Consider the following 23,394-nt stretch of genomic DNA (forward strand, 5'->3'; position numbering starts at 1 on the left):
TCTAGTTTCGTAATCTGAAATCATTTGTAAGAAACTACAAATGACAAATGACAATTAACAAATGACAATTGAAACTTATGCGGAAAACAACTTTATTCACATTATTCTTTTCTAGCTTATTAATTTTACCAGCAATGGCACAACTCGGCAAAGTTTGGACTGATTTTCAATATTATTCGGTAGATTTACAAAACTATCTCAGAAGTAATGTCAATGAAACTTTTAGACCACTAGATATTAGAACTCAAGGTGCGCTGAGTAATTATAGTGGTGAATTGAATTTACCTGATCCAGTTTCAGCAGGTAAACAAGTACGCAGCGATATTATTATCAACTCCATCTCAGGAAGATATGAAAATAATTCCGCAGTCAATGGCGCAGGCGTGAGTAATGAAGTTAATCGCGTAGTTACTCGCGGGGCTGTAGTTGGGGTGCTGGGTAGAGAAGGACAAGTACGCCTAAAAACTAAATTAGAAGATACAGAAAGAAGTATTGAAACTATTGCCCAGACTATTGAAGATGCTGATAGTTTTCTGGATGATTTGAAAGACCAGGTATGTAAGATAACAGGTTCAGCCGGCGCTGTAAATGTTGCCAATCAAAGCTTGTGTCAATCGAGTATCCAACAAGATACAACTGTTAAAATTCTCCAAGAACAAGCAAAAATTAACGCGGAAAATCTTGCTCAAACCATCCAAACAAATCAGTCAATACAATACACTAATTTAAATTTAGCGAATATTTCTCAGCAAGTTGAAGAAGCCAACCGCGCTCGGCGAGTTGATTCAGCGACAGAAGCAGCAAGACTTTTAAGAACTGCTTCACAAACAGATTTATTTGGACGCGAACCATAATCATTCATCATCAAACAATGTGATTTAAAATGCAGCTTTATCTTGCACAGGTTTTTCCCGGTATTACAGATACTCTAGAAAATGGAGCAACAACAGCTAAAAGTATCGCTGAAAGCTGGGATAATCAATGGGTGAATTTATTACAAAATGACACTAGTAATAACTTATATGGAGCCATCACCAATTTAGGTGTATTTTTTGCTGTTGGGACACTGTTATTTTTTATGGTGCAGTGGCTAAAAGATGTCATTTACAGTGAATATTCTCGCCCAATATCTGGGTTAATTTGGCCATTTGTAGTGGTAGTTTTATTAAGTAATCCTGGCAATGGTAGCGCACTTTCTAATTTGACTTTGGGTGTGCGGAATTTTATTAATACGGTAAATCAACAAGTAGTCACCACCGCCGATGCTGAACAAACTTATCAGCAAGCCATTAGTATGAGTGTGGCGGAAGAAGTTGCAGGTTCCCTACTGCGTCCTTGTCAAGCACTGACTGGTGAACAACAAACTCAATGTTTAAATAAAGCCACTGAACAAATTGATGACCTCTGGCAAGAATATAGAAATAGATACGGTAATCGAACTTGGATAGATAGATTAGAAAATCAAGTTAATCAAATTAAATTCGGTACAGGAATTATCACCGACGCAGCATTTAACGCGCTGTTAGGCAATACAGGACAAACAACTATTAAAAACTTTTTAATTTCATTACAATATGCTTTTCAAAATTTGCTAGAAGCTACGATGTTGCTGATAGCAGCTTTAGGCCCCATAGCAGTCGGGGCTTCATTATTACCTGTAGCTGGTAAACCTGTTTTCGCTTGGATTACCGGATTTTTAGCGGCGGGAATTGCCAAAATTTCTTTTAATATTGTGGCTGCATTAACATCCGCAGTGATTATCAATGGCCCAGGACAAGATATTAACGCTAGTCCTGATTTAATGTGGTTTATTATCTTTTTGGGAATTTTAGCGCCGTTATTATCGTTGTTTTTAGCTGCGGCTGGAGGGTTCGCAGTTTTCAGCGCGATTAATAATACTGAAAGTTTAGTGAGGAATAGAATATAGCAAAAAAAGTCTGAAGTGTGAAGTCTGAAGTATGAAATGGAGAAACTCTTATAGTAAGGTTTTCAGCAATTTAAAGACAGACTTTCTTCCCCTACTCACCATTCCCTACTCCCTACTCCCTAGATCGTATGGTCAATTTACTTAAAAAAAGACAAGCCAAACAAACAGGAAGTGTATTGACAACTTTTGCGATCGCCACTTTCAGTTTGCAAATCTTAGTGTTAATTTTATTTATTATTCAAGGTTTAAATATCCGGCAACTGAGTCTGAGAAAACCACCTAACTTTGTGCAGATGATTGATGGTAAGACACCCACAGCCACTGATGAGTTAGAACGAGACACGGAAAGCATCAGCCAATTTGTCAGTAAAACCATGACGGCTATGTTTAACTGGTCGGGAAACTTACCACCCCAAAATATTGAAGAAGTCGCCAAACCTAAACCAGACCCAGGAATTCAAGTGCGAACTCTCAAAGGTGGTAACAGAAACGTCACCACTAGCACTTGGATAGCGAGTTTTGCAATTTCCGAAGACTTTCGTAAAGGTTTGTTAAGTGCGATCGCGGAACTTACACCCCCAGAAGTTTTTGCTAACAACTCCAGCCAAAGCATTACTGCTCAATTAGTCATTAAGCGCCTTTATCCACCCCAAAAAATTTCCCCTGGTAAATGGCGTGTCAGCATGGTAGCAGACTTAGTACAAACCAAACGTTCCGATAATCGCCGCAAAGTTACAGCATTTAATAAAGATTTATTAGTCCGTGCAGTTGATTATTTTCCCTATCCCTTGAATGAAAACAGCACAGACTTACAAAAAGCCATATACAGCACCCGCACAGATAAATTAGAAATTTATGAAATTCGGAACTTATGTTTAATAGACGAATATAATTCCCCAGACGACCAAACCAAGCAATGTCTCAATAATAAATCAAACAGTAATTTTCTCAGATAAATTTTAGCAATAATTAAACCCCATTCTCCACTCCCTACTCCCCACTCCCACAAAAATATTATTCATGCAAATCCTCAAAACCGAAAATAAAAAAAGCAATATTCTCCCCTTATTTGCCGTCGCTACCTTTGGGTTAAATATATTTGCCTTACTGCTATTAATGTTTCATGGGTCAATGTTACAAGCTCTGAAACAACAACTAACGCCCCAAAGTTTGGTACAACTAATAGATGGTCAAGCTGTAACAGTAGATCCTAAACCCAGCGTTGAAAGATATCCCGAAACCATTCGGCGGTTTGTTGGCGAAACCATAAGCCTGATGCTCACTTGGTCGGAACAACAACCACCGCAAACAGCCTGGGATATTAGTTCTCAGATGGTATCCAATAACATTAAACAAAAATTACTCTTAGAAATCACCAGTTTAAAATCAGGTTCACAATTTCAAACTATTAATAAAGGTAGTGAATATGTATTAGTGATTGATAGTATTTCCCAACCTACCAAAATCACAGAAGGAACCTGGAAAGTAGAAATGTATGCTCACCAATTAAGTTTTACAAATTATGACAAACTAGGAGTGTCCAGTCCTTTTAATAAACAAATTCTCGTCCAAGTTGTTGATGAACCCTTAGCATCATTACCAGACAAACCCCTATCCTGGGATTTTGCTGCTTACCGTCTTGGCGAAGCAAGGCTACAAATTTACAATATATGTGACATAAAAGACAAAAATTGTTCTTAAACATTATTACCAAAGCCATATACCATGACTTCATATTCCATTTCTTCAGAACTTAACCCCCAAGGGCTAACAAATCGCTCTCATTCCGATTCGCAAAAACACGCAGAATCTTCTGATTGGGAATCAAAAATTGCCAGATTGGTAGGTTTTGAAGATGAATCAAAAACGGTGAATGTCGAAGCCACCGAAGAACCAGACATTCCCGAAGCTTTAATCGAAGAACCACAAGAAGTTAAAACCACCCAACCCCTATCATCAAATCCTTTTGCTAAATTAACTTTAGTCGGCTCTGCCACCTTAGTAGTAGTTTTGTTAGCTGGTGGCTTTTTATCGCAAATTATGAGCGGTGGTCAAAAATCGGCAACTCGTCCTGTTTCCGTTCCCACCCCAGCCGCAGCCAATACAGCACCCCGCCAGCAAGACTTACAACAACAAATCGAAGATTTAAAAACCAAATTAGCCCTATCCGAACAAGCTGATGAAGTCGCTGCATCCCAACAAAGCTTGCGAAATCCAGCCAGATTGGTTGCATCAGTAGATAGTAGACCGAGCCGTACAGCCAGAAATGTCCGCCCAGCAGTCCAAGCGCCAGCCCAGGTAGTGTATGTTCCACGTCAAGTTAATCCACCTCTAGCCAGACCTGCTGTTGTTCCACCTTTTATCCCCGAAACTCGCTCAGTTCCAGACATTCCACCACCACCACAAGCAGTTGTGACAACTCCACCTGCGCCACCAGATCCGCTACAAGAATGGGCAAAGTTAGCTAAATTAGGCAGTTACGGTCAAGTTTCCACCACTGGAACATCGGGAGTAAATATTAGTCAAGTTCCCCCAGTTGACAATAACGATAGAGTTACGCCACCAGAAGTCACACCACCCCAAACCCAACCACAACCTCAAACAAGTCCTGGAATTGGTACAACCCAAACTCAAGGGCCGAAGACAGTAGCAGTTGGTACTAGTACTAAAGCCGTAGTTGCTACAGCGATTTTTGGTGAAACTACCAGAACCAGAGGTAACGCCAGAGATGATGATGATGATGATAAAAATGTCTTTGTCATTCAATTAAAACAACCTTTAAAATCCATCGACGGTCAAGTTGCGATTCCCGCAAAAACTGAGTTATTAGCTGAAATTAAATCTCTGTCTGATCAAGGTTTGTTGCAGTTGAATGTGACCAAAATTGTCTCGCAAAAAGACGGTGTTTTAACAGAAACAACCTTGCCCAAAAATGCGATTATTATTCGTGGTGTGAGAGGTAGACCGTTAATCGCAAATAAATTTCCTAATGCCAGTGGTGCGATCGCAAGTATGGATTTAGGGTTATTTGTCTTGGGCGGTATTGGTAAAGCCGCAGAGTTATTTAACCGTACAGAGGCTCAAGTAGTCACAACAACTGCTACAGGTACGATTGTAAGTAACACTAATCCCAGACGTAACATTGCAGCTGGGGTATTAGAAGGTGGCTTTAACTCTGTCATTCCCCAAATTTCCCAACGAAACCAGCAAGCAATTGCCCAATTAACTCAACAAACCAATGTGTGGTTTATCTCTGCGGGTAAAGAAGTGGAAGTCTACGTCAATCAACAGTTACAGTTTTAATTTTGACTTAGTTTAGCGATCGCAGTCATGAAAAATGCCAAATTTCCTCCTTTCTTCTCTCTGGCCTCCTTAATTGTTTCCACTGGAGTGATATTATTAGCTGGCCGTGCTATTGCTCAAAATACCGTTTTGCGTTCTATGCTTTCTTGTCAAGCACAAGGCTTAAGTGGTATAGAACCAACTATTACCGTATCTTATGTCCAAGGTACAAATTTAAGCTTTTTACCTGCTGGTGAAACAATTAAAAAAGTCTGGTTAAATGACCCATCACAAGTAACCATAGACTTTGATGGGCCAGTTTGTACCCAATTCGGACAAAACCAAAATTTTAATTCTGGAGATTGTAAAAACTCTGCCGCCAATGTCATCCAAATGCGACGCATTCCCAAATTAAAAATTCCTGGACTTCCCAACACAGATAAAACACTGTTAACTGTAATTACTGAAGGGCAGGGCAAAAGTAAACTGTACACATTTCGCGTACTGTATACAGATTCTGACCCCGGATATCATACCTTGGCAATTTATGGTGATGAAGCCACCACCGATAACAAATCGCCTTGTCTCAGATATCCACGCTAAAAACCAACACGGTTCAGATAAAAAAACAAAATTACAACAAAACCAGCAAATGATATGGCAGGGGGCAGGTAACAGGGTGAAAAGCTTTGTGGTGTCTAAGTTTTATGATTTATCGATGTCCTAACCAACTTGGCGACTGCTATAACTTAACAAAAAACGAAAAAGTAGTTTTGGAGGGGGTTTGGGGGACGCAACCGTCACCCAATCGGGGGCTTGGGGAGCCACTGCGTTGGGCGGCTTTGCCGACTTGAAGCATGTGGCGTGGAGAATCCCCCAAATCTTGCTTACAGAAATCAACTCTCATCACCTTAACTGAACCGTATTGAGCTAACAATAGCAAGTCAATCATGTAGAGGCCAGACACTTATCAAAATCTAGCCCCTAGCCCCTAACCCCTTTCTATTGCTTAGACTCCCCAGGCGCAGCAGCAGGCGCAGACTCTGATGATGGTCGAGAACGACGCAGCGCATTCCGCAACTTACTAGCACTATCAGATGTAGTAGCAGAATCTGGACGACGACGGCGGCGCACCCTTGGCGCGTTATTTTCACCACTAGATGTTGTTGCTTGACTCGGACGTGATGCTGGCGCAGGAGTTTCAGTACGTGGGCGCAACCGACGACGCAACGGAGTACTTTCGGATGTAGCGGCTGCTTCTCTGATTGTTCTTCTTTCTGGGGGAACATCAACAATAGTTCCAGAAGTTAAACGCCGCCTACGTCTAGTAGTTTCGCTGGTTGTACTTTGATTAGCAGTAGCTGTCGCTTGATTTCTTTGTTCGGTTTCTCTTGCTTGTCTTTGTCGCTTACGTTCTTGGGCTTCTCGATATCTCCGGGAGCCACGAATTGCATAATCTGTAGCAATTGATACGCCTTGTCTACCACTTTCACTTGGCTTTAACTTCCAATCACGAGCTTGTCTCAGGTGGGCTTCATCTAACTCTCGATTACCACTCGAACGAGTTAATCTCACATTAGTAACATTACCTTTAGCATCAGTATCAACTGCAACCTCTACCTTGCCTTCAATACCTCTGCGTCTGGCTTGTTCGGGATACTTGTTATCGCACTGACGGCAGGCGGCACGGCCATTACCGCTACTACGATTGGTCGATGGTGGCGCTGGTGCTTCAATTTTTGGCTGACTGGGAGCAACAGCTACTGGATTAGGATTGCTTGTACCAGTACCGTTACCGTTACCAGTTCCCGTGCCTGTACCACTGCCACTCCCAGTCCCGGTGCCAGTGCCAGTGCCTGTACCGTTACCGTTACCAATGCCAGTGCCTGTACCACTGCCACTACCAACACCAACACCACTACCACTCCCAGTTAAAATTCCCGTACTACCACTTGATCCTGAACTACCACCGTTATTAGTGCTGGTTGATTCAGATGTAGTACCAGAACCGCCGCCAGTGCCTGGAGATGTCTGATTGGTTCTGACAGAAGTTGAAGTTTTATCTGATTGGATGGTTTGTCTGGGTTGTTGTTGAACAGGCTGAACTTGAGGCTTTTCAACAAATTTTTGGACTGGAGCAATTGCTACTGACTGTTGTTGAGGAATAACAGGCGACCTTTCAGGAATCTGAGTTTCAGACTGAGATACAACTTGATCAGGCGGCTCCTTTTTTTCTTCTATCGGAGCTTTTTCTATTTCTGATTCTGGAGTAGCTGGAGCTTCTACGATCGCTAATTCTACTGGTTCACTATCATTAGCAGGTAATCTTGCCAAAAAGTTACCTATCCCAGAACCCAGCAATGCAACATGCAACGCCAGAGAACCCACCAAACTGTAACCCAGAACAAACTTCAGAGCCTGAGCTTCTTTAGAACGTTGCTCAATAGCAATGCTGGAAAAGCTCATAGTTATTGCCACCTATTATCACTAAACTATGTCATCTTATAATGACCTCTGACAAATATCAAGCTAAAAGATTTTTGAGAAATAATGTCATTTGAGAGAGAAAAATAAAAAATTGGAGTAGGTAGTGCTACTCCAAAAAAATCACGCGGTACGGTACCTGGGAAACTCAAATTTAGAAAGGACGGCTACCTGCAAGGCTAACTCGCTTCATCACGCGGCGTTCATTTGCATCAAAAGCTTGACGGTAGTGTAAGGTAGCTTGATTGTCCCAATAAACAATATCGCCGACAGACCATTTGTGTTGGTAGTAAAACTGCGGTTGATTTAAATGATCTCGTAACTGTTCGATGAGTTCTGCACCCTCTTCTGGTTCTAAACCAACAATTTCAACTTCTGTGGCGTAGTCCAAATAAAGAATTTTCTTACTGCTTTCAGGGTGTGTTCTGACCAAAGGATGGGGGAAAACAGGACTAATTAACGGAATATTGCGGTCAAGACGATATTTGGTTTTGGGTGCGTTACGTTCCCGTAAAAATGGATTGTAGGTAATTAACTGTAAATCTGCAATTCGGCGTTTAGTTGCTTCATCCAAAGTTTCATAAGCCAAATTCAGGTTCAACCAATAAGTATCACCACCTTGGCTTGGCACTTCCAAAGCATAAAGCAACGAACCAGCAGAAGGACGCGGAGTCCAATGGTGGTCAGAATGGAAGGCTAATTCTCCCGTACCTGTATAACCACCATCAACATTAGAAACGTTAATTACTACTGGTGTGACACCTGGTTGAGAAGCCAACACAGGAACATCATCGGGCGGAACATATAAATCGCCAAAATAATAGGCAAAATTCACCAGTTGGTCATCAGTCAACTTTTGATTTTTGAAGATTAAAATGTGGCGATCGCGCAAAGTTTGTTTCAGTTGTAAAATTACTTCCGGTGCAACAGGTTGACTCGCATCCAACCCAGTCACTACCGCACCCAAAGGTGCATCAATTGGTGTAATTTTTACTTCTGTTAACGTCAATGTTGGCATAATCTCTCCTCACGGTTGCACGAAAAATTTCTACAAAATCCCCTATTCCCCACTCCCTACTCCCTATTTCTCACTTTTTCGCCAACACATCCGCCGGAGTGATTTTGGCATATTCTTCAGGAGTTAAAAATCCGTCTCTCACATTTACTTTTTTCGGTATTTGACCTAATGCAAACCATTTATCTGCAACTTCTTGCTGTTTAGCAATCACTTGTTCGGTAATTGGTTTCAAGCCATAGTCATACTTTTCGTGCATAATTTCTAGGGTAGGCGCATCAAGCTGAGTCACTGGAGCTAGTAATTTTGCGACTTCTGCACGATTCTCCTTAGTCCAGAGTTCTGCTTTTTCTAGCTCCTCAAAAAACACTTTAATGACATCAGGATGTTTTTGATAAAACTCTCTTGTAGTTGAGTAAAAATTACCTGTATCGCGTAAACTTCCCCCATCTAAAAGTACGCGACCAACTTTCTTTTGTACGGCTCTAGTTACAAATGGTTCCCAAATAAACCAACCATCTACTTTACCTTGGCTAAATGCTACGTTAGCATCAGGTGGAGGTAAGAAAACAGACTGTACATCACTTAATTTTAATCCATTTGATTCTAAGGCTTTAACTAAAAGATAGTGACCAATTGAGGCTTTTTGAAAAGCCACTTTTTTACCTTTCAAGTCAGCAATAGATTTCACAGGAGAATTACTTGGAACCAACAGCGAGACAGCTTTACCACTAGGTTGCGTAGTACCTAGATAGACCAGAGGTGTGCCTGCGGCTTGGGAAAATACTGGTGGTGATTCTGCGGTTGATGCAATATCAAGTCCACCCGCATTTAAAGCTTCTAACTGTTGTGGCCCCGCAGCAAATTCTGGCCATTCTACTTTAAAACCTAGTGGTTCTAATCTTTTTTCTAAATTACCTTGTCTTTCTAAAACAGCTAGTGCTGAAAGTTGTTTTGACCGCACAATTCGCACCACTTTTTTTTCAGTATTAGTGTTAGTTGGTGCGGCATTATTGGGTGCAGATGCTTGCGGTTGATTATTATTAGATGGTGCATTACAACTAAACAGAGTCGTTGATAATGCTAAAGAATAACCGGCTACAAATAGTAGAGAACGACGGTTAATTTTGAGATGTTTCAGAAAATTAAATTTTTCGGGTGAGACTGACATAGTTCGCTGAGTAATGCCTGGATAAAAATTAAGAAATAGGGTGGATATTAATTACCCACCCTGTATTGACTCGATGAGGGACTGAAAACTCAATCAACTGTTAGGAGGCAACTTTTAAAAACTTATATTCTAGAAGGTTGCAGATTAATCAAAATCTATGACATCAACCTTTTTTTACTTGGAAACTTTGCTTGGTTAATGCTTCCAAACCACATGAATATTAGCTGTAATTTCTTCTGTAAATTCTCCAGAAGGTTCAACTGCTAATAATGTCTCTTGTAAATCAGCTTCAAATGCTGGAGCATTATCACCAAAGAAAATTTTTAAGGCAAAAGCTGTAGTGTATAAATAGCCAAGGTAACTAGAGACTGTCCAAGTTTTTTGAAATGGAACTTCAAACACTTCTTGACGAGCAAAAGCAGAATTAGCAATTACCACTTCATGAGGTGGATCTACTGGTTTACGAACACCTTGTCCCCTTTGTCCAGTCCGACGTTCTTCACCTAACCATTTTTTGACAACACTAATAGCGGCTTGTTTCCAAGGAAGAGAACTTGACCAAGGGTTTTCGTTAGTATTAATTAGAGCTATGCCACCATCATCAGCAAGTAGCTCATAAAGTTTCTCTAATACTAATTCTCGCTCCATCCAATGAAAAGCTCTACCGATGGTAACTAAATTAAATATTCCTAAACTAGAGTCAATAAGTTCTGCACCTTTTTCTATCCAAGTAATATTATTAGCTCCCTCTGCTGCTGCTTGACGTTGCGCTTCTTGCAACATTTCTGAAGAAGGATCTATCGCAATTACTTCGGCAAATTGAGTCCGCAAAGGAATAGAAATTAATCCTGGGCCACAGCCTAAATCTAAAAGTCTGCCTTGACCGTTAAGCTTAAATATTTCTGTTAATTTAGCAAATAACTCAGGTGGATATTTAGTTCTGTACTGAGCGTAACCTTCCGCAGCACCTTCAAATAAGGTTGGGTCATAATTAGGAAGGGTTTTTAATGCTTGTACCATTATAAAATTTCCTTTCAAGTTAGGAAAATAGGATGGACATTTAATTATGCCCACCCTAGAGTTAACGAGTAGACAACTGTATTGAAGTGTGAAGTCTGAAGTATGAAGTGGAAAATTTTTATCCTTCAGACTTTTACTTCTTAATCATGATTTTTTTGACATGATCAATTGCAGAAAACCTGATTTATGAAGTTGTATTGATTTCAGAATTCATACTTCATACTTCAGACTTTTGCAAATATTTTTCTGCATCTTTTTCAACTGCTGTACCTTTGAAAAAGTCGCGGTTGAGGCTGGTGTACAACTCTAAAGGATGGATGGAGAGGAAATAACGTAAATCTTCTGCTGTGATGATTTCTTGTTCTACCATTGCGTAAGCATTGGCAACAACAGCAGTAATATCCGGCACATCCCAGTGACCAGCATCGGAACCTAAGAAAGCTTTGACTCGATTGCCAAAAGGTAAGGCTGCTCGGTTAAATGCCTGTGATACCCGTGTATCATCGGATTCTGTGCCGAAGTAGAAGTGATTCAAGAAGCGATCGCGCACATCTTCTGGTTTCTCAATCCCCGCCAGTGCAAATTCGTCTAGTTCACCTGGGTCTTCAGGAGCCAATAAGTGATGGTGGAATCCCAAACCATCGCCAATTTGATCCAACCGACCATGCACTAATTCGCCACCATAACGCGCATAGTATTCGGTGAGGGCTTCTTTATCTACCAACCTGGGGTCATTCCCACTTAATAAATGCTGTTTGTTGCGGGTTTCCCAATGCCAGATAATATCGGCGTATAAACTAGCACCCCAAGCTGAACCACCTTCCATAAAGGCAAATTTTAAGGAGGGGAAGCGACGGGTAACACCACCAAAGAATAGGGATTTACAGAGGGCTTCGGCAGCGATCGCAAAGTGGTTGATGTGATTATACTGGGCGTTAGTAACGGAGCGTTGAGTCGTCCAACCTTGGCTAGAAGCGTGAGTCGTTGGTATCACCTTCAATTCAACGCACTTCGCCCAAAATGGATCGTAATCATACTCACTATCCAAGCCAAAGTTATCAATCCAAACCACCTCATTGGCTACTTCCGGGCCATACTTCTCAAAAGCCGGAATCGGACGACGCACATAACCAGGAATTTGAATTGTTTTTAGTCCCAAAACATTCACCGCATATTCCAATTCTTCAATCGCCTCTTGGGGCGTGTGCATTGGGATAGCTGCAATTGGGGTGATTCTATCAGCGTAGGGACGGAAAATATCAGCGTGGTAAATGTTAATCGCCCGACAAACAGCCCGACGCATTTCTTCATTGCCAATATTGGGAGCCATCGTCGCCAAGTTAGGATAGACGACAGCAAAATCTGTACCCGATTCTTGCAGCCGTTCGTGGAGTAACTTCGGCAAGCTGATAGTAGCTAGATTTAAAGTATTTTTGGTAGGACGACCCCACCAGTTAGGCCGATTGGTGCGATATGCAAAACGCTCTTCCCAGCTTTGCTTGTACCACTTAAAGCGGGAAGCCCCTGGTAAATGTTCCTTGAATCGTTCGGCGATCGCACTTCCACCAACTTGTTCTAAATAATCTAAGACTGCTGGTTCAAATTCCTGGGTATGGACATCGGTATCGATGACTGGATAACCCAGCTTTTCCCGAATCTGCGCTGACCTAGATTTTTGTGGACGTTCTAAGGCAATGGTCATGATGGTTTACCTATTAGACTTCTGGTACTGATGTTGGAGAAGAAGAATTTTTTTGTCTCACGCAGAGGCGCAAAGGCGCAAAGAGTTATGGGATTTATGCAAGAACTCTCTCAAACTCTTCTTCGCGCCCTACCCTGCGGGAAGCCGCTAACGCGTCTATGCGCCCTTTGCGGTTCGTTAAACTGATTGACTTGCCAAATACTCTTCTGCTGCTGTTTCCACCGCCGTTCCCTTGAAGAAATCGCTGTTGAGGCTGGTGTACAATTCCAACGGATGAATCGACAAGAAATAACGCAAATCTTCTTCGTTCAAAATCCCGCGTTCGACAAAAGAATAGGCATTAGCCGCAACCGCAGTAATATCAGGCACATCCCAGTGACCAGAGTCAGAACCTAAGAAAGCTTTGATGCGATCGCCATAAGGATTCGCCTTTCGGTTAAAAGCATGGGCAACACGAGTATCATCTGATTCTGTGCCGAAGTAGAAGCTATTTAAGAAGCGATCGCGGATATCTTCTGGCTGCTTCACTCCTGCTAAAGCAAACTCATCCAGTTCACCAGGATCATGAGGTGCTACCAAATCAGCGTGGAAGCCTAAACCACTACCCAAGCCATCCAAGCGGCCATGTACATGTTCGCCACCGTAGCGGAGGTAATACTCTAAGAGTTCTTCGCGGTTGACATTGGCCGGGTTGTTAAATTCCAGCATGTGGTCTTTATTGCGCGTATCCCAGTGCCAAATCAAATCAGTGTAGAGACTCGCACCCCAAGCCGAACCACCTTCTAAAAAGGCAAATTTCAAGGTCGGGAAGCGATGAGTCACACCACCGAAGAACAAAGCTTTACAGAGTGCTTCCCCAGCAGAAGCAAAATGTCCAATGTGGTTGTATTGATAGTTGGATATGGAGCGACGTTGTATCCAGCCCATACCACTAGAATGGGTGGTAGGAACAACTTTTAATTCGACGCACTTCGCCCAGAAGGGGTCGTAATCATATTTACTATCTAAGCCGTAGGTATCAATCCAAATAGCTTCATTGGCAACTTCTTGGCCATACTTCTCAAAGGCGGGAATCGGACGGCGGACGTGTCCGGGGATTTGAATAGCTTTTAATCCTAAGACTTTGACAGCATATTCTAATTCAGCGATCGCTTCTTCGGGGGTGTTCATTGGGATGGCTGCGATCGGTGTCAGGCGATCGGCATATTGGCGGAAAATGTCGGCGTGGTATGTATTCACCGCCCGACAAACAGCCAACCGCATTTCCTCGTTACCGATGTGGGGAGCCATTGTTGCCAAGTTAGGATACACAACTGCGAAGTCTGTACCAGCTTCTTGCAGTCTTTCGTGTAGTAACTTTGGCAAACTAATAGTGGCTAAATTCAGCGCATCATTGGTTGGACGAGTCCAAAATGGTGGACGTGCAGTCCGATAAGCGCGGCGTTCTTCCCAAGATTGTTTAAACCATTTAGAACGAGATGAACCTGGTAAATGGTCTTGGAAACGTTCAACAATTTTGCTTCCAGCAACTTGCTCTAAATAATCTAAAAAAGCCGGGGGAAATTCTTGGGTATGAACATCTGTATCAATGATGGGATAACCCAATTTTTCCCGAATCTGCGCCGATTTAGTTTTTTTCGGCCGCTCTAATGCAATAGTCATAGGAATAATCCCGGTGATATGTTTTCAGTACATGGCGGGGATGGCAATGTTTTTTAACTCAGACTAGTAGTCTGCCAAGAGAACTTTGTGTGGTGGCTGGCAGAGGGGCAGAGGAGAGAGTACCTTCATTCCCCCCTGCTCCCCTGCTCCCTTACAGGGTCTACACAGCAATATTGGGTTGGTGGACTACTAGAGATGATGCAAGACTATTTCACCATCCAATCTGATAAAGCAAAGTCTGACTTCGCTAACTTTTGCGCTACCAGAAAATTTTTCGTACCTTCTAAAAGTTTCACGCCTTCAGATGGAAATGGTTCTTCAGGCACTTGATTAAGTGGGTAAGATGTCTTGATAATGTTGACTGGATATTTACTAGTCTGAGCGTGATATTTGTAATATTCTTCGGAGTTAGCTTTTAAATCTTTGACAGATGTTGTCAGGATTGTATTGAATTTTTGGGGAAAATCCGGCTTTTGGGCGAGAAACTTTTCTGTTGCAACTACTAATGATGTCCCCGACAAACCTTGATGATCTGCCGATGAATCAATTATCGGAAACCCTTGGGATTTGAGAAAAGGCCCCATATCGCTAGAAGTTGCATAAGCCGCAATATCACCACGTTCTAAAGCTGACTTTGCCTCGGTACTCATTAAGTGAACAACTTTGACATCTTTAGCCAATTTTGTCTGATCTAATAGACCCAACAGGTAGCGGTGCATATATGAGCCTTTTTGGGTAGCTATTCTCTGCCCTTTTAGCTCAGTCAAAGAATTTGCCCCGTTTTTTTTCGCTACTAGCCAAGCGGTGTTATTAAATTGAGTAATCCGCAGCAACCTAGTATCAATACCCCTAGCTTTCAGAACGATGGCTGGTGTATCCCCCAAAAAACCAACATCTATTTGTCCTGCAACCAGAGACTCATTTAAATCTGGGCCGTTACCAAATCTGGCAAAGGTAATATTCTGAAATCCAGATTTTTGCAGTTCTCGTTCTAATATTCCTTGTTTTTTTGCCCAACCTAAAGGCCCTGTAGGTTCTGCACTCCCCACATAGCCTATACGTAAGGTAGTTACAGCCGGACTAACATTTTCCGCTTGGACTTTAGAATTATTACTGCCTTGGCTACAAGCTGTTGTTAGTAGCAGCAGGAAGCAAACAACTACAGTTGATATTGTTTTTGGTCTGAAGAAACTATTTCCTACTGCGAACGACAGCATATCTATATTGATTACTCCTTATTTCATCTGTTTTAAGACTTGAAATGTTTGGTCGGTTTTGGCAGTAGAAGTTTGCTGCTTTCCCCAACCAACATTTTTGCGGTAACTGCCCAATAATCCGGTAGCCGCCAATTCTGCCTCGTTAACTGAGGTTTGTAGCTCCGTGTCTGGTGCTACATAAAGAGCGTCAACGGGGCAGTACAATTCGCACATAAAGCAGGTTTGACAATCGCTTTGACGTGCAATTGTGGGCGGTGCATCAGGTACAATATCAAATACGTTGGTAGGGCAAACGTTAACGCAGAGATTACACTGAATACATCGTGACTCGCTGACTAACTCAATCACGCTGCTGCTCCTGCTACTGATAAAGATTTATCGGTACTGCTGAGTGGTTGAGTTTTGACCCAAACTTGATCTAAACCACCGCTAATTAAGTAATGCTGTTGATTCGCATCTTGTTGGGGATAGTCTTGGTGTTTGTGCATACCCCGTGTTTCTTTGCGTTCTAAGGCACTGTTGTACATCCATCTTGCTGTCGCTACCATTGCGGCGGCTTCTCGCGCTCGGATGAGTTGACTGTCTTCTATTTGGGTATCGCGGATTATTTGCCACAGGTTATCCAGGCGGGAAAGAGAATCGGATAAGCCTTTTTCTGTGCGGAAGTAATTGCGATTGTAGGGGAAGACTTCGGTTTGTACGGCTTGGATAAATTCGTTGATGTTTGGGCTAGAAGCGTTCTCAGCTTTGGGTTGTAATGCTGCTTCACCCACGCCGCGAACTAGGCGTTGATTTGCTTGCTGTCCTAAGTTTAAGGCATACTGCGCCGCCGAATTTCCCGCCCAATAACCAGAGGAAATTGCCCAAGCTGCATTATGGCTACCGCCACCTGTAAACCCACCACAAATTAATTCGCGGGTAGCCGCATCACCAGCTGCATACAATCCAGGAACGGAAGCAGCGCAGGTGTCATCGGTAATCCGAATGCCACCTGTACCGCGTACTGTACCTTCTAGGCGTAAGGTAATGCGAAAACGCTGGGTAAATGGGTCGATTCGCGCTCTATCAAAGGGTAAGAAGAAGTTGGGCTGGGCTGAACGCATAGATGAGCGCATTTCTGGGGACGCTTGATCTAAAATTGCGTAAACAGGCTGTTGCAGTAAGGTTTCTGCAATCACAGAACGTCCACGTTGGGAACCTGCGCCAGGTACGGGCGTGCCATCTTCGTAGGTAAAGGTAGCCCAGTTGTAGAAGAGGGTTTTGGTGACTGAGGAAAAGGCAGGAGAGATGCCGTAAGCATTGGAAAACTCCATACCCGACATTTCGGCACCTGCTTCTGCCGCCATCAAGTAACCATCCCCAGTTAGGATGTTGCACCCTAACGCTTTGCTCAAGAATGCACAACCACCTGTGGCGATGATGGTCGCTCCTGAAATGACTTTCCACTTTTCATGAGTTTGGCGGTTAATCCCCGTTGCGCCGGCAACTTTGCCTTCTGCGTCTACCAGCAGTTCTAAGGCGGGGCTGTGGTCTAAGATTTTGACTCCAGCCCGTTGAATTTGCCGCCGCATTAGCCGCATATATTCTGGTCCTTGGAGCGATCGCCGATATGGTTTACCTTCATCATCGGTGGGGAAGGGATAACCCCAATCAGCTAATAAGTTGACGTTCGTAAATGTCTGATCCAAAACACGCTTCATCCAACTGCGATCGGCTAAGAATCCCCCCAATGATTCTCGACTCGCCATTGCAGTCTCTCGTGCTTCTGGTTCGGGTGGTACATACCACACGCCATTACCAGAGGCCGCCGCACATCCCGACGTACCACAGTAACCTTTGTCTACCAATACCACCCTCGCCCCACCAGACGCAGCACTCCAAGCAGCCCATGTACCTGCCGGGCCACCTCCAATTACAAGTACATCTGCCTCTAAATTGAGTGCAAAATTATTTACCAACGTCTTCAACATTCACCTTCTCTCCCCATTGATAGCTGCACACCGGAGAAAATTCTTTTCTTACTCTGCTAACTGCTTAATAACAGTCCTAGTACATCAGTTTTTGTGGCTGATGATTAGCAGATTTGTCTTATTAATACGGTAACTTGACCAATTTACCGTAGTTTTAACCATAACGAAGTCTCTCATGGTTCTCTAAAAAAAGCAAGCCTCTTTGATCAATTCCCAAGTAACGTTATATGAAGCAGCCTTTATGCCCAGACAAATGGCTTGCTTTTTACATTAGTTTATGCAAATATCACAAGAGTAATCCTAAACAACATAAACTCTATCGATTTACCGTTGTTTAAGTATCTAGTATCAAACATAAACCAAGTTTGGGCTATTTATCTATCATTACCAACCCGACTCTGATGTTTGTTGAGTTGGCAGAAATTGATATCAACTAGGTACTTCGAGATATTATCACTAGATTTACAAGCCGAATTATGCCAGTTAAAAATTTTTACTAGAAATGTGTAATTTTCTCCAAACAACTTTTATTTGTCATGAAATTTGTATAAAAATTTGAATTTTTCGCTTGACAAATACACCATAAAATCTGAAAAAATGAATCATCAATAATATTTTATTAGTTCAATCGGGGCAATTGAATTAATAATCTATGGAACTAAAGGATTTGGATTGTCGGAAACAAAATTTATCAGCATCTGCATTGATTCAGTGTTTAATTATTTTTTAAGAATTCAGCAATCAGGAATCATAAATAGGAATTTCCCAAAAATCCAGGATAATCGATTCTTTGCTTGATCAATGTTTTCTGTTTTGTCTCAGCATCTTAACTCCTAAAATTATCATTCCTTCATGCTGACAAAATTGTTTTGTAAAAATTGATTGATAGTTAACAAGTAAATATTGCAACTAAATAACTTGGAAAACATAAATTCCAGGAATAATATCATCCCTATTTTTGCTCTTACATAAGGTTTTATTACCTTTGCTAGAACATAAATCCAGATTTTGTGAGAACAACCCATGTCTAAATTTTTGTGGAAACATTTGCTAGTGATCCCCACCGTTTTTTATGGATTTTTATTTCTATCTTCAGTAGCAAATGCAGATGTTTCTAACGTCACACCAACAGAAACTCAAGCAACACAAGAAATCCCCAAGACAATTACGCAACTTGAAGAAGTCAACAATTCTGCCACTGAAATGACTGGACAAGTGACATCAGTTTCGCAACTATCTGATGTCAGACCGACAGATTGGGCATTTCAGGCCTTGCAATCTCTGGTAGAACGCTATGGTACGATCGCAGGCTATCCAGATGGTACATTTAAAGGCAACCGTGCTTTAAGTCGCTATGAATTCGCCGCAGGTTTAAATGCTGCACTTGACCGCCTGAGTGAGTTGATTGCTTCTAATACTGCTGATTTAGTTAAGAAAGAAGATTTAGCGACACTGGAAAAACTACAAGCAGAATTTGCCCCGGAATTACAACAATTACGCGCAAGACTAGATAGTTTAGAAGCGCGGACTGCGGAAGTAGAAGCCAATCAATTTTCTACTACGACTAAACTAGTGGGTGATGCTGTATTTATAGTAGCTGATACCTTTGGCGATCGCGCCAACAATCGCCCCGCCAATGATACAAAAGATGATACTCAAACCGTTTTTGGCTATCGCTCTCGGTTAATTTTACAAACTAGCTTTACGGGCAGAGACCAACTTTCAGCCATCTTATCATCCAACACTATTCCTAACTTAACCAGCAGCACTGGCACAGCCATGACGCGGTTCACATTTGATAGAGGTAATGATGAAGGCGTATTTCTAAGCCAATTAGTCTACCGTTTTCCTCTAGGGAAAAATGCCACTATTTGGGTAGGGCCAAGAGCATTGCAACCAGCTCTTTATGCTCCAACTTTAAACTCTGCTATAGGTGGGCTAAATGGCGCTGTTTCTCGATTTGCCACATTTAACCCAACTGTTTACAGACCTGGTTTTGATGGTGCTGGTGCGGCTTTGGGTTACAAATTTAGTAATCAAATACAATTGAGTTTAGGCTACACAGCCGATAACCTCCAGGCTAGTAATCCTAGTGGCACAGGTAACGGATTTACTGATGCTAATAACATCATTTTCAGTCAGCTAACTTTATCGCCCAGCCGTCAGTTAGATATTGGTCTCACCTACGCACATAAATATTTTGGGACTAGAACTGGGTTTAACTTAACTGGTGGTACAGGTAGTGCTTTCGCCAGAAATCCGTTTGAACAAAACTCCACCTCAACCGATAATTTTGGGTTGCAATTTAATTGGAGAGCCAGCCGCCGCGTTGTTGTCGGTGGTTGGTTTGGCTATACATTGGCTCATCAAGAAAGTGGCCCTGATAACGATGCCACAATCATTAATGGCGCACTCACACTTGCTTTTCCAGACTTATTTAAAGAAGGTAATGTTGGTGGATTTATCGTGGGTGTACCACCAAAAGTTACGAGCAACGATTATCGGCCTAGAGCAAACGCCGCACGTCGGGAAGACCCAGATACGTCTTTACATTTAGAAGCTTTTTATACATTCCGCGTGAATGATAACGTGCGGGTGACACCAACTTTTTATGTGATTACAAGTCCAGAACATAACGATGCTAATGATGCAATTTGGGTAGGTGCATTGCGGACTACCTTTAGCTTCTAAGACAAAAAAAAGAAATTGTCAAATTTGGACTTGTGTTTCTCATGATTTACGGTATAATCATCACTATTAAATACGGTAACTCTACCGAAAAACCGTAGTTTATTAAGTTAGCTTAACAATAATGCAAATTCTTTGGTTTATACCTACGGCGCGTGACGGACAATATTTAGGAACACAACTTGGGGGACGGGATGCAACTCCAGAGTATTTACAGCAAATTGCCCAAGCTGTAGATAACTTAGGCTATACAGGCGCTTTATTGCCCACAGGGCCTTTTTGTGAAGATGCTTGGATAACAGCCGCCTCACTCATCTCTGTTACCAAAAGGATGAAGTTTTTAGTAGCGATTCGTCCTGGAATTAGTTCACCCAGCTTTGCGGCAAGGATGGCAGCAACGTTTGACCGAATGTCGCATGGGCGATTGCTAATTAACGTCGTCACAGGTGGAGAACCAAAGCAATTAGCAGGGGATGGCTTGCATCTAAGTCATGACGATCGCTATGACTTAACTGATGAATTCCTCACAGTTTGGCGGGGAATTATGAGTGGGGAAACAGTGGATTTCCAAGGTAAATACCTTGATATTCAAGGCGCTAAACTGTTATTTCCACCCCTGCAAAAACCCTATCCGCCACTGTGGTTTGGCGGTTCATCAGCAGCAGCCCAGCGTGTTGCCGCCAAACACGTAGATGCTTATTTAACTTGGGGAGAACCCCCAGAACAAGTCGCCCAAAAAATTGCTGAAGTTAAGCAACTAGCAGCAGCCCAAGGTAGAAGCGTGCGTTTTGGGATTCGTTTGCACGTCATTGTGCGGGAAACTGAGTCCGCCGCTTGGGATGCAGCCAACGAGTTGATTAAATACGTCGATGAAGATGCGATCGCCCAAGCCCAAAAAGCCTTTGCTAGTTCCGATTCCGAGGGGCAGCGACGGATGACACAACTACATAACGGCAGTCGAGAAACTCTAGAAATTAGCCCTAACCTCTGGACAGGAATTGGATTAGTCAGAGGTGGTGCTGGTACAGCATTAGTTGGTGATCCCGATACCGTAGCCGCCAGGATGTTGGAGTATCAAAAACTAGGCATAGAAACCTTCATATTTTCTGGATATCCCCATCTAGAAGAAGCTTATCGGACTGCCGAATTATTATTTCCGCACCTGCCGTTGCAAACTGAACCGGCACCATCCACACAACCAGTTTTGACTTCTATCGCCAGTGAAAAATTTGCGAAACAACTAACGAGTGCCTCATGACTATTACCTTAAAAAACACCAAAAATATCAGCATCTCGCTGAGTGAGTTATTCCAAAATCAGCAAGTCCAAAAAATAGTCCCTTGGATTGTGCCGATTAGTGTGGTCATACTTTGGGAGTTATCATCCAGAGTTGGTTTACTTTCCAATCGGATTTTACCTGCGCCCAGTGGTGTAGTAATTACAGCACTTAGATTAGCTGCCAGTGGCGAATTATTTCAACATATAGGGATTAGTGCCGGACGAGCAATTTCTGGTTTTTTAGTTGGGGGCAGTATTGGGTTTAGTTTGGGTTTACTCAATGGGATTTTTCCTGTTGCGGAGAAACTCTTGGATAGTTCATTACAAATGCTGCGAACAATCCCTAACTTGGCATTAATTCCCCTAGTAATTTTATGGTTTGGTATTGGTGATCAAGCCAGATTATTTCTTGTCTCTATGGGGGTATTTTTCCCTTTATATTTAAATACATTTCATGGGATTCGTAGCGTCAATCCAGGATTGATTGAAATGGGACGAGTCTATGGATTAAAGCCCGTACAACTTTTGTGGCAAATCATTTTACCAGGGGCATTATCTTCAATTCTTGTCGGTGTACGCTTTTCTTTAGGAATTATGTGGCTAACACTGATTGTTGCCGAAACAATCGCTGCTGATTCTGGATTAGGCTACATGGCGATGAATGCCCGTGAATTTATGCAAACTGATGTTGTAGTTTTGAGTATTTTTATTTATGCCTTGTTAGGCAAATTAGCAGATGCAACTGCCAGATTTTTAGAAAGAAAATGGTTGGCTTGGCATCCTAATTATCAAAATGTCTAGTAATTCTCACTTCTCATCAGAAAAGAGAGTAGGGAGTAGGCTTTCTCACAAACAAAAATGGACAATGTACTAAGGAGGTATTATGAGTATTCATCCACAAGGAACCCAACTAAGTATTTTAGATTTAACGAAGGCTTTCGGTAAAAAAACTGTTTTAAATTCCATTAATTTGGAAGTATCACCTGGAGAATTTGTTGCCATTGTTGGACGTAGTGGTTGTGGTAAAAGTACCTTATTACGCCTTGTCTCTGGGTTAGAAAAAGCAAGTGCTGGCGGGATTCTGTTAGATGGAGAACCATTACGGAAATTGAGTAGTTCCGTCAGAGTGATGTTCCAAGATCCCCGCTTGTTGGAATGGAAGCGCGTCATTCAAAACGTAGGCTTAGGATTACAAAACAATTGGCGCGAAAAAGCCCAGTGGGCATTAGAACAGGTGGGATTGGATGATAGAGGGGAAGAATGGCCATCCGTACTCTCTGGAGGACAAAGACAAAGGGTATCTTTAGCTAGAGCCTTAGTGAGTCAACCCCGTTTATTACTATTAGATGAGCCTCTAGGCGCGTTAGATGCTCTGACTCGAATTGATATGCAAAAATTGATTGAAAAACTGTGGCAAGAACAGCAGTTTACAGCTTTTTTAGTAACTCATGATGTGGAAGAAGCTGTAGCCTTAGCAGACCGTGTAATTTTAATTGAAGACGGCAGAATCGCTCTTGATTTACCTGTCAATCTCCCTCGCCCCAGAGATAGAGGTAATGAAGTATTTGTGAGCATCAGAGAAACAATTCTCGACCAAGTAATGAATCGAGAAGGTAGCTATGCTTACAAGGAATTATTGCAGTTGGGCAGTTATTAATTCAAGAATAATGTGGTGATAGGAAAAGTAAAGGGTGTGACAAAGGAGTGTAGGGGTTGTGATGGTGTAGATAGAACAGGACTTACGCACAAAGATTATCTGTGGAGATTGGGTGTAAGGGTGAAAGGGTTTGGGGTGTAAGGATTTTGAATCAGTACACACGCCACTTGGCTCAAGTCGGGAAACCCGCCCACGCCAGTGGCTCCCCTATACCCCTGAACCCTCGCCACAACCCTTGATTTTTCGTTTTGAGGCGTAAGTCCATAGAAAAATCTACGCCATCATATCCTGATCCCAGTCAAGTTTCCGCACAAGAAAAAA

19 protein-coding genes are annotated in these 23,394 nt (G+C 42.3%); 10 read left to right on the forward strand and 9 right to left on the reverse strand.

The features are described 5' to 3' along the window. Positions 1 to 77 precede the first annotated feature (77 nt). The 6 genes from H6G77_RS06055 to H6G77_RS06080 all read left to right on the forward strand — a co-directional run bounded on the left by H6G77_RS06055 (position 78) and on the right by H6G77_RS06080 (position 5,812). On the forward strand, positions 78 to 854 hold the full coding sequence (locus tag H6G77_RS06055) for a hypothetical protein (RefSeq protein WP_190871083.1): 777 nt from the start codon (positions 78 to 80) through the stop codon (positions 852 to 854). Between the two features lie 29 nt (positions 855 to 883). After that, the gene (locus H6G77_RS06060; protein ID WP_190590012.1) at positions 884 to 1,927 is read left to right on the forward strand and encodes a hypothetical protein; all 1,044 of its coding nucleotides are present in this window, start codon (positions 884 to 886) and stop codon (positions 1,925 to 1,927) included. Between the two features lie 128 nt (positions 1,928 to 2,055). After that, positions 2,056 to 2,883, forward strand: coding sequence for a hypothetical protein (locus H6G77_RS06065; protein WP_190871084.1), 828 nt, complete (start codon positions 2,056 to 2,058; stop codon positions 2,881 to 2,883). Between the two features lie 64 nt (positions 2,884 to 2,947). Further along, on the forward strand, positions 2,948 to 3,628 hold the full coding sequence (locus tag H6G77_RS06070) for a hypothetical protein (protein ID WP_190590014.1): 681 nt from the start codon (positions 2,948 to 2,950) through the stop codon (positions 3,626 to 3,628). 24 nt (positions 3,629 to 3,652) lie between these two features. Next, entirely contained in the window at positions 3,653 to 5,230 is a 1,578-nt protein-coding gene (locus H6G77_RS06075) for a TrbI/VirB10 family protein (protein ID WP_190871085.1), read from the forward strand. A 27-nt stretch (positions 5,231 to 5,257) separates the two neighbouring features. Next, on the forward strand, positions 5,258 to 5,812 hold the full coding sequence (locus H6G77_RS06080) for a hypothetical protein (protein ID WP_190670335.1): 555 nt from the start codon (positions 5,258 to 5,260) through the stop codon (positions 5,810 to 5,812). A gap of 399 nt (positions 5,813 to 6,211) precedes the next feature. Here H6G77_RS06080 and H6G77_RS06085 read toward each other — a convergent pair whose 3' ends face one another. The 9 genes from H6G77_RS06085 to H6G77_RS06125 all read right to left on the reverse strand — a co-directional run bounded on the left by H6G77_RS06085 (position 6,212) and on the right by H6G77_RS06125 (position 17,450). Continuing rightward, positions 6,212 to 7,675 (reverse strand): energy transducer TonB, encoded by a 1,464-nt coding sequence (locus tag H6G77_RS06085; protein WP_190871086.1) that lies wholly within the window; start codon positions 7,673 to 7,675, stop codon positions 6,212 to 6,214. A gap of 172 nt (positions 7,676 to 7,847) precedes the next feature. Continuing rightward, positions 7,848 to 8,711, reverse strand: a complete 864-nt coding sequence (locus H6G77_RS06090) for a TauD/TfdA family dioxygenase (protein WP_190871087.1) — start codon at positions 8,709 to 8,711, stop codon at positions 7,848 to 7,850. Between the two features lie 70 nt (positions 8,712 to 8,781). Further along, positions 8,782 to 9,879, reverse strand: coding sequence for an aliphatic sulfonate ABC transporter substrate-binding protein (locus H6G77_RS06095; protein WP_190871088.1), 1,098 nt, complete (start codon positions 9,877 to 9,879; stop codon positions 8,782 to 8,784). Between the two features lie 195 nt (positions 9,880 to 10,074). After that, on the reverse strand, positions 10,075 to 10,899 hold the full coding sequence (locus H6G77_RS06100; RefSeq protein ID WP_190590020.1) for a class I SAM-dependent methyltransferase: 825 nt from the start codon (positions 10,897 to 10,899) through the stop codon (positions 10,075 to 10,077). A 217-nt stretch (positions 10,900 to 11,116) separates the two neighbouring features. Beyond that, positions 11,117 to 12,601, reverse strand: a complete 1,485-nt coding sequence (locus H6G77_RS06105) for an amidohydrolase family protein (RefSeq protein ID WP_190590021.1) — start codon at positions 12,599 to 12,601, stop codon at positions 11,117 to 11,119. 177 nt (positions 12,602 to 12,778) lie between these two features. Continuing rightward, positions 12,779 to 14,263 (reverse strand): amidohydrolase family protein, encoded by a 1,485-nt coding sequence (locus H6G77_RS06110; protein ID WP_190871089.1) that lies wholly within the window; start codon positions 14,261 to 14,263, stop codon positions 12,779 to 12,781. A gap of 206 nt (positions 14,264 to 14,469) precedes the next feature. Continuing rightward, positions 14,470 to 15,480: an ABC transporter substrate-binding protein gene (locus H6G77_RS06115; protein WP_190590023.1), complete on the reverse strand. Its 1,011-nt coding sequence runs from the start codon at positions 15,478 to 15,480 to the stop codon at positions 14,470 to 14,472. Between the two features lie 18 nt (positions 15,481 to 15,498). After that, complete coding sequence (locus tag H6G77_RS06120) at positions 15,499 to 15,828, reverse strand: 4Fe-4S binding protein (RefSeq protein ID WP_190670343.1); 330 nt, start codon at positions 15,826 to 15,828, stop codon at positions 15,499 to 15,501. After that, on the reverse strand, positions 15,825 to 17,450 hold the full coding sequence (locus H6G77_RS06125; protein WP_190670345.1) for an FAD-dependent oxidoreductase: 1,626 nt from the start codon (positions 17,448 to 17,450) through the stop codon (positions 15,825 to 15,827). The genes H6G77_RS06120 and H6G77_RS06125 overlap by 4 nt, the downstream gene beginning before the upstream one ends. A 1,023-nt stretch (positions 17,451 to 18,473) precedes the next feature. Between H6G77_RS06125 and H6G77_RS06130 the strand changes: the two genes are divergently transcribed. The 4 genes from H6G77_RS06130 to H6G77_RS06145 all read left to right on the forward strand — a co-directional run bounded on the left by H6G77_RS06130 (position 18,474) and on the right by H6G77_RS06145 (position 23,073). Further along, positions 18,474 to 20,141 carry an iron uptake porin gene (locus H6G77_RS06130; protein ID WP_190670346.1) on the forward strand — a complete coding sequence of 556 codons (1,668 nt, stop codon included), beginning with the start codon at positions 18,474 to 18,476 and terminating at the stop codon, positions 20,139 to 20,141. Between the two features lie 121 nt (positions 20,142 to 20,262). Beyond that, positions 20,263 to 21,396: an FMNH2-dependent alkanesulfonate monooxygenase gene (gene ssuD, locus H6G77_RS06135; protein ID WP_190871090.1), complete on the forward strand. Its 1,134-nt coding sequence runs from the start codon at positions 20,263 to 20,265 to the stop codon at positions 21,394 to 21,396. Further along, positions 21,393 to 22,217, forward strand: coding sequence for an aliphatic sulfonate ABC transporter permease SsuC (ssuC, locus tag H6G77_RS06140; RefSeq protein ID WP_190590028.1), 825 nt, complete (start codon positions 21,393 to 21,395; stop codon positions 22,215 to 22,217). The genes ssuD and ssuC overlap by 4 nt, the downstream gene beginning before the upstream one ends. A gap of 82 nt (positions 22,218 to 22,299) precedes the next feature. Continuing rightward, positions 22,300 to 23,073 carry an ATP-binding cassette domain-containing protein gene (locus H6G77_RS06145; protein ID WP_190590029.1) on the forward strand — a complete coding sequence of 258 codons (774 nt, stop codon included), beginning with the start codon at positions 22,300 to 22,302 and terminating at the stop codon, positions 23,071 to 23,073. Positions 23,074 to 23,394 lie beyond the last annotated feature (321 nt).

It is taken from the genome of Aulosira sp. FACHB-615 (assembly GCF_014698045.1).
GTDB lineage: Bacteria > Cyanobacteriota > Cyanobacteriia > Cyanobacteriales > Nostocaceae > Nostoc_B.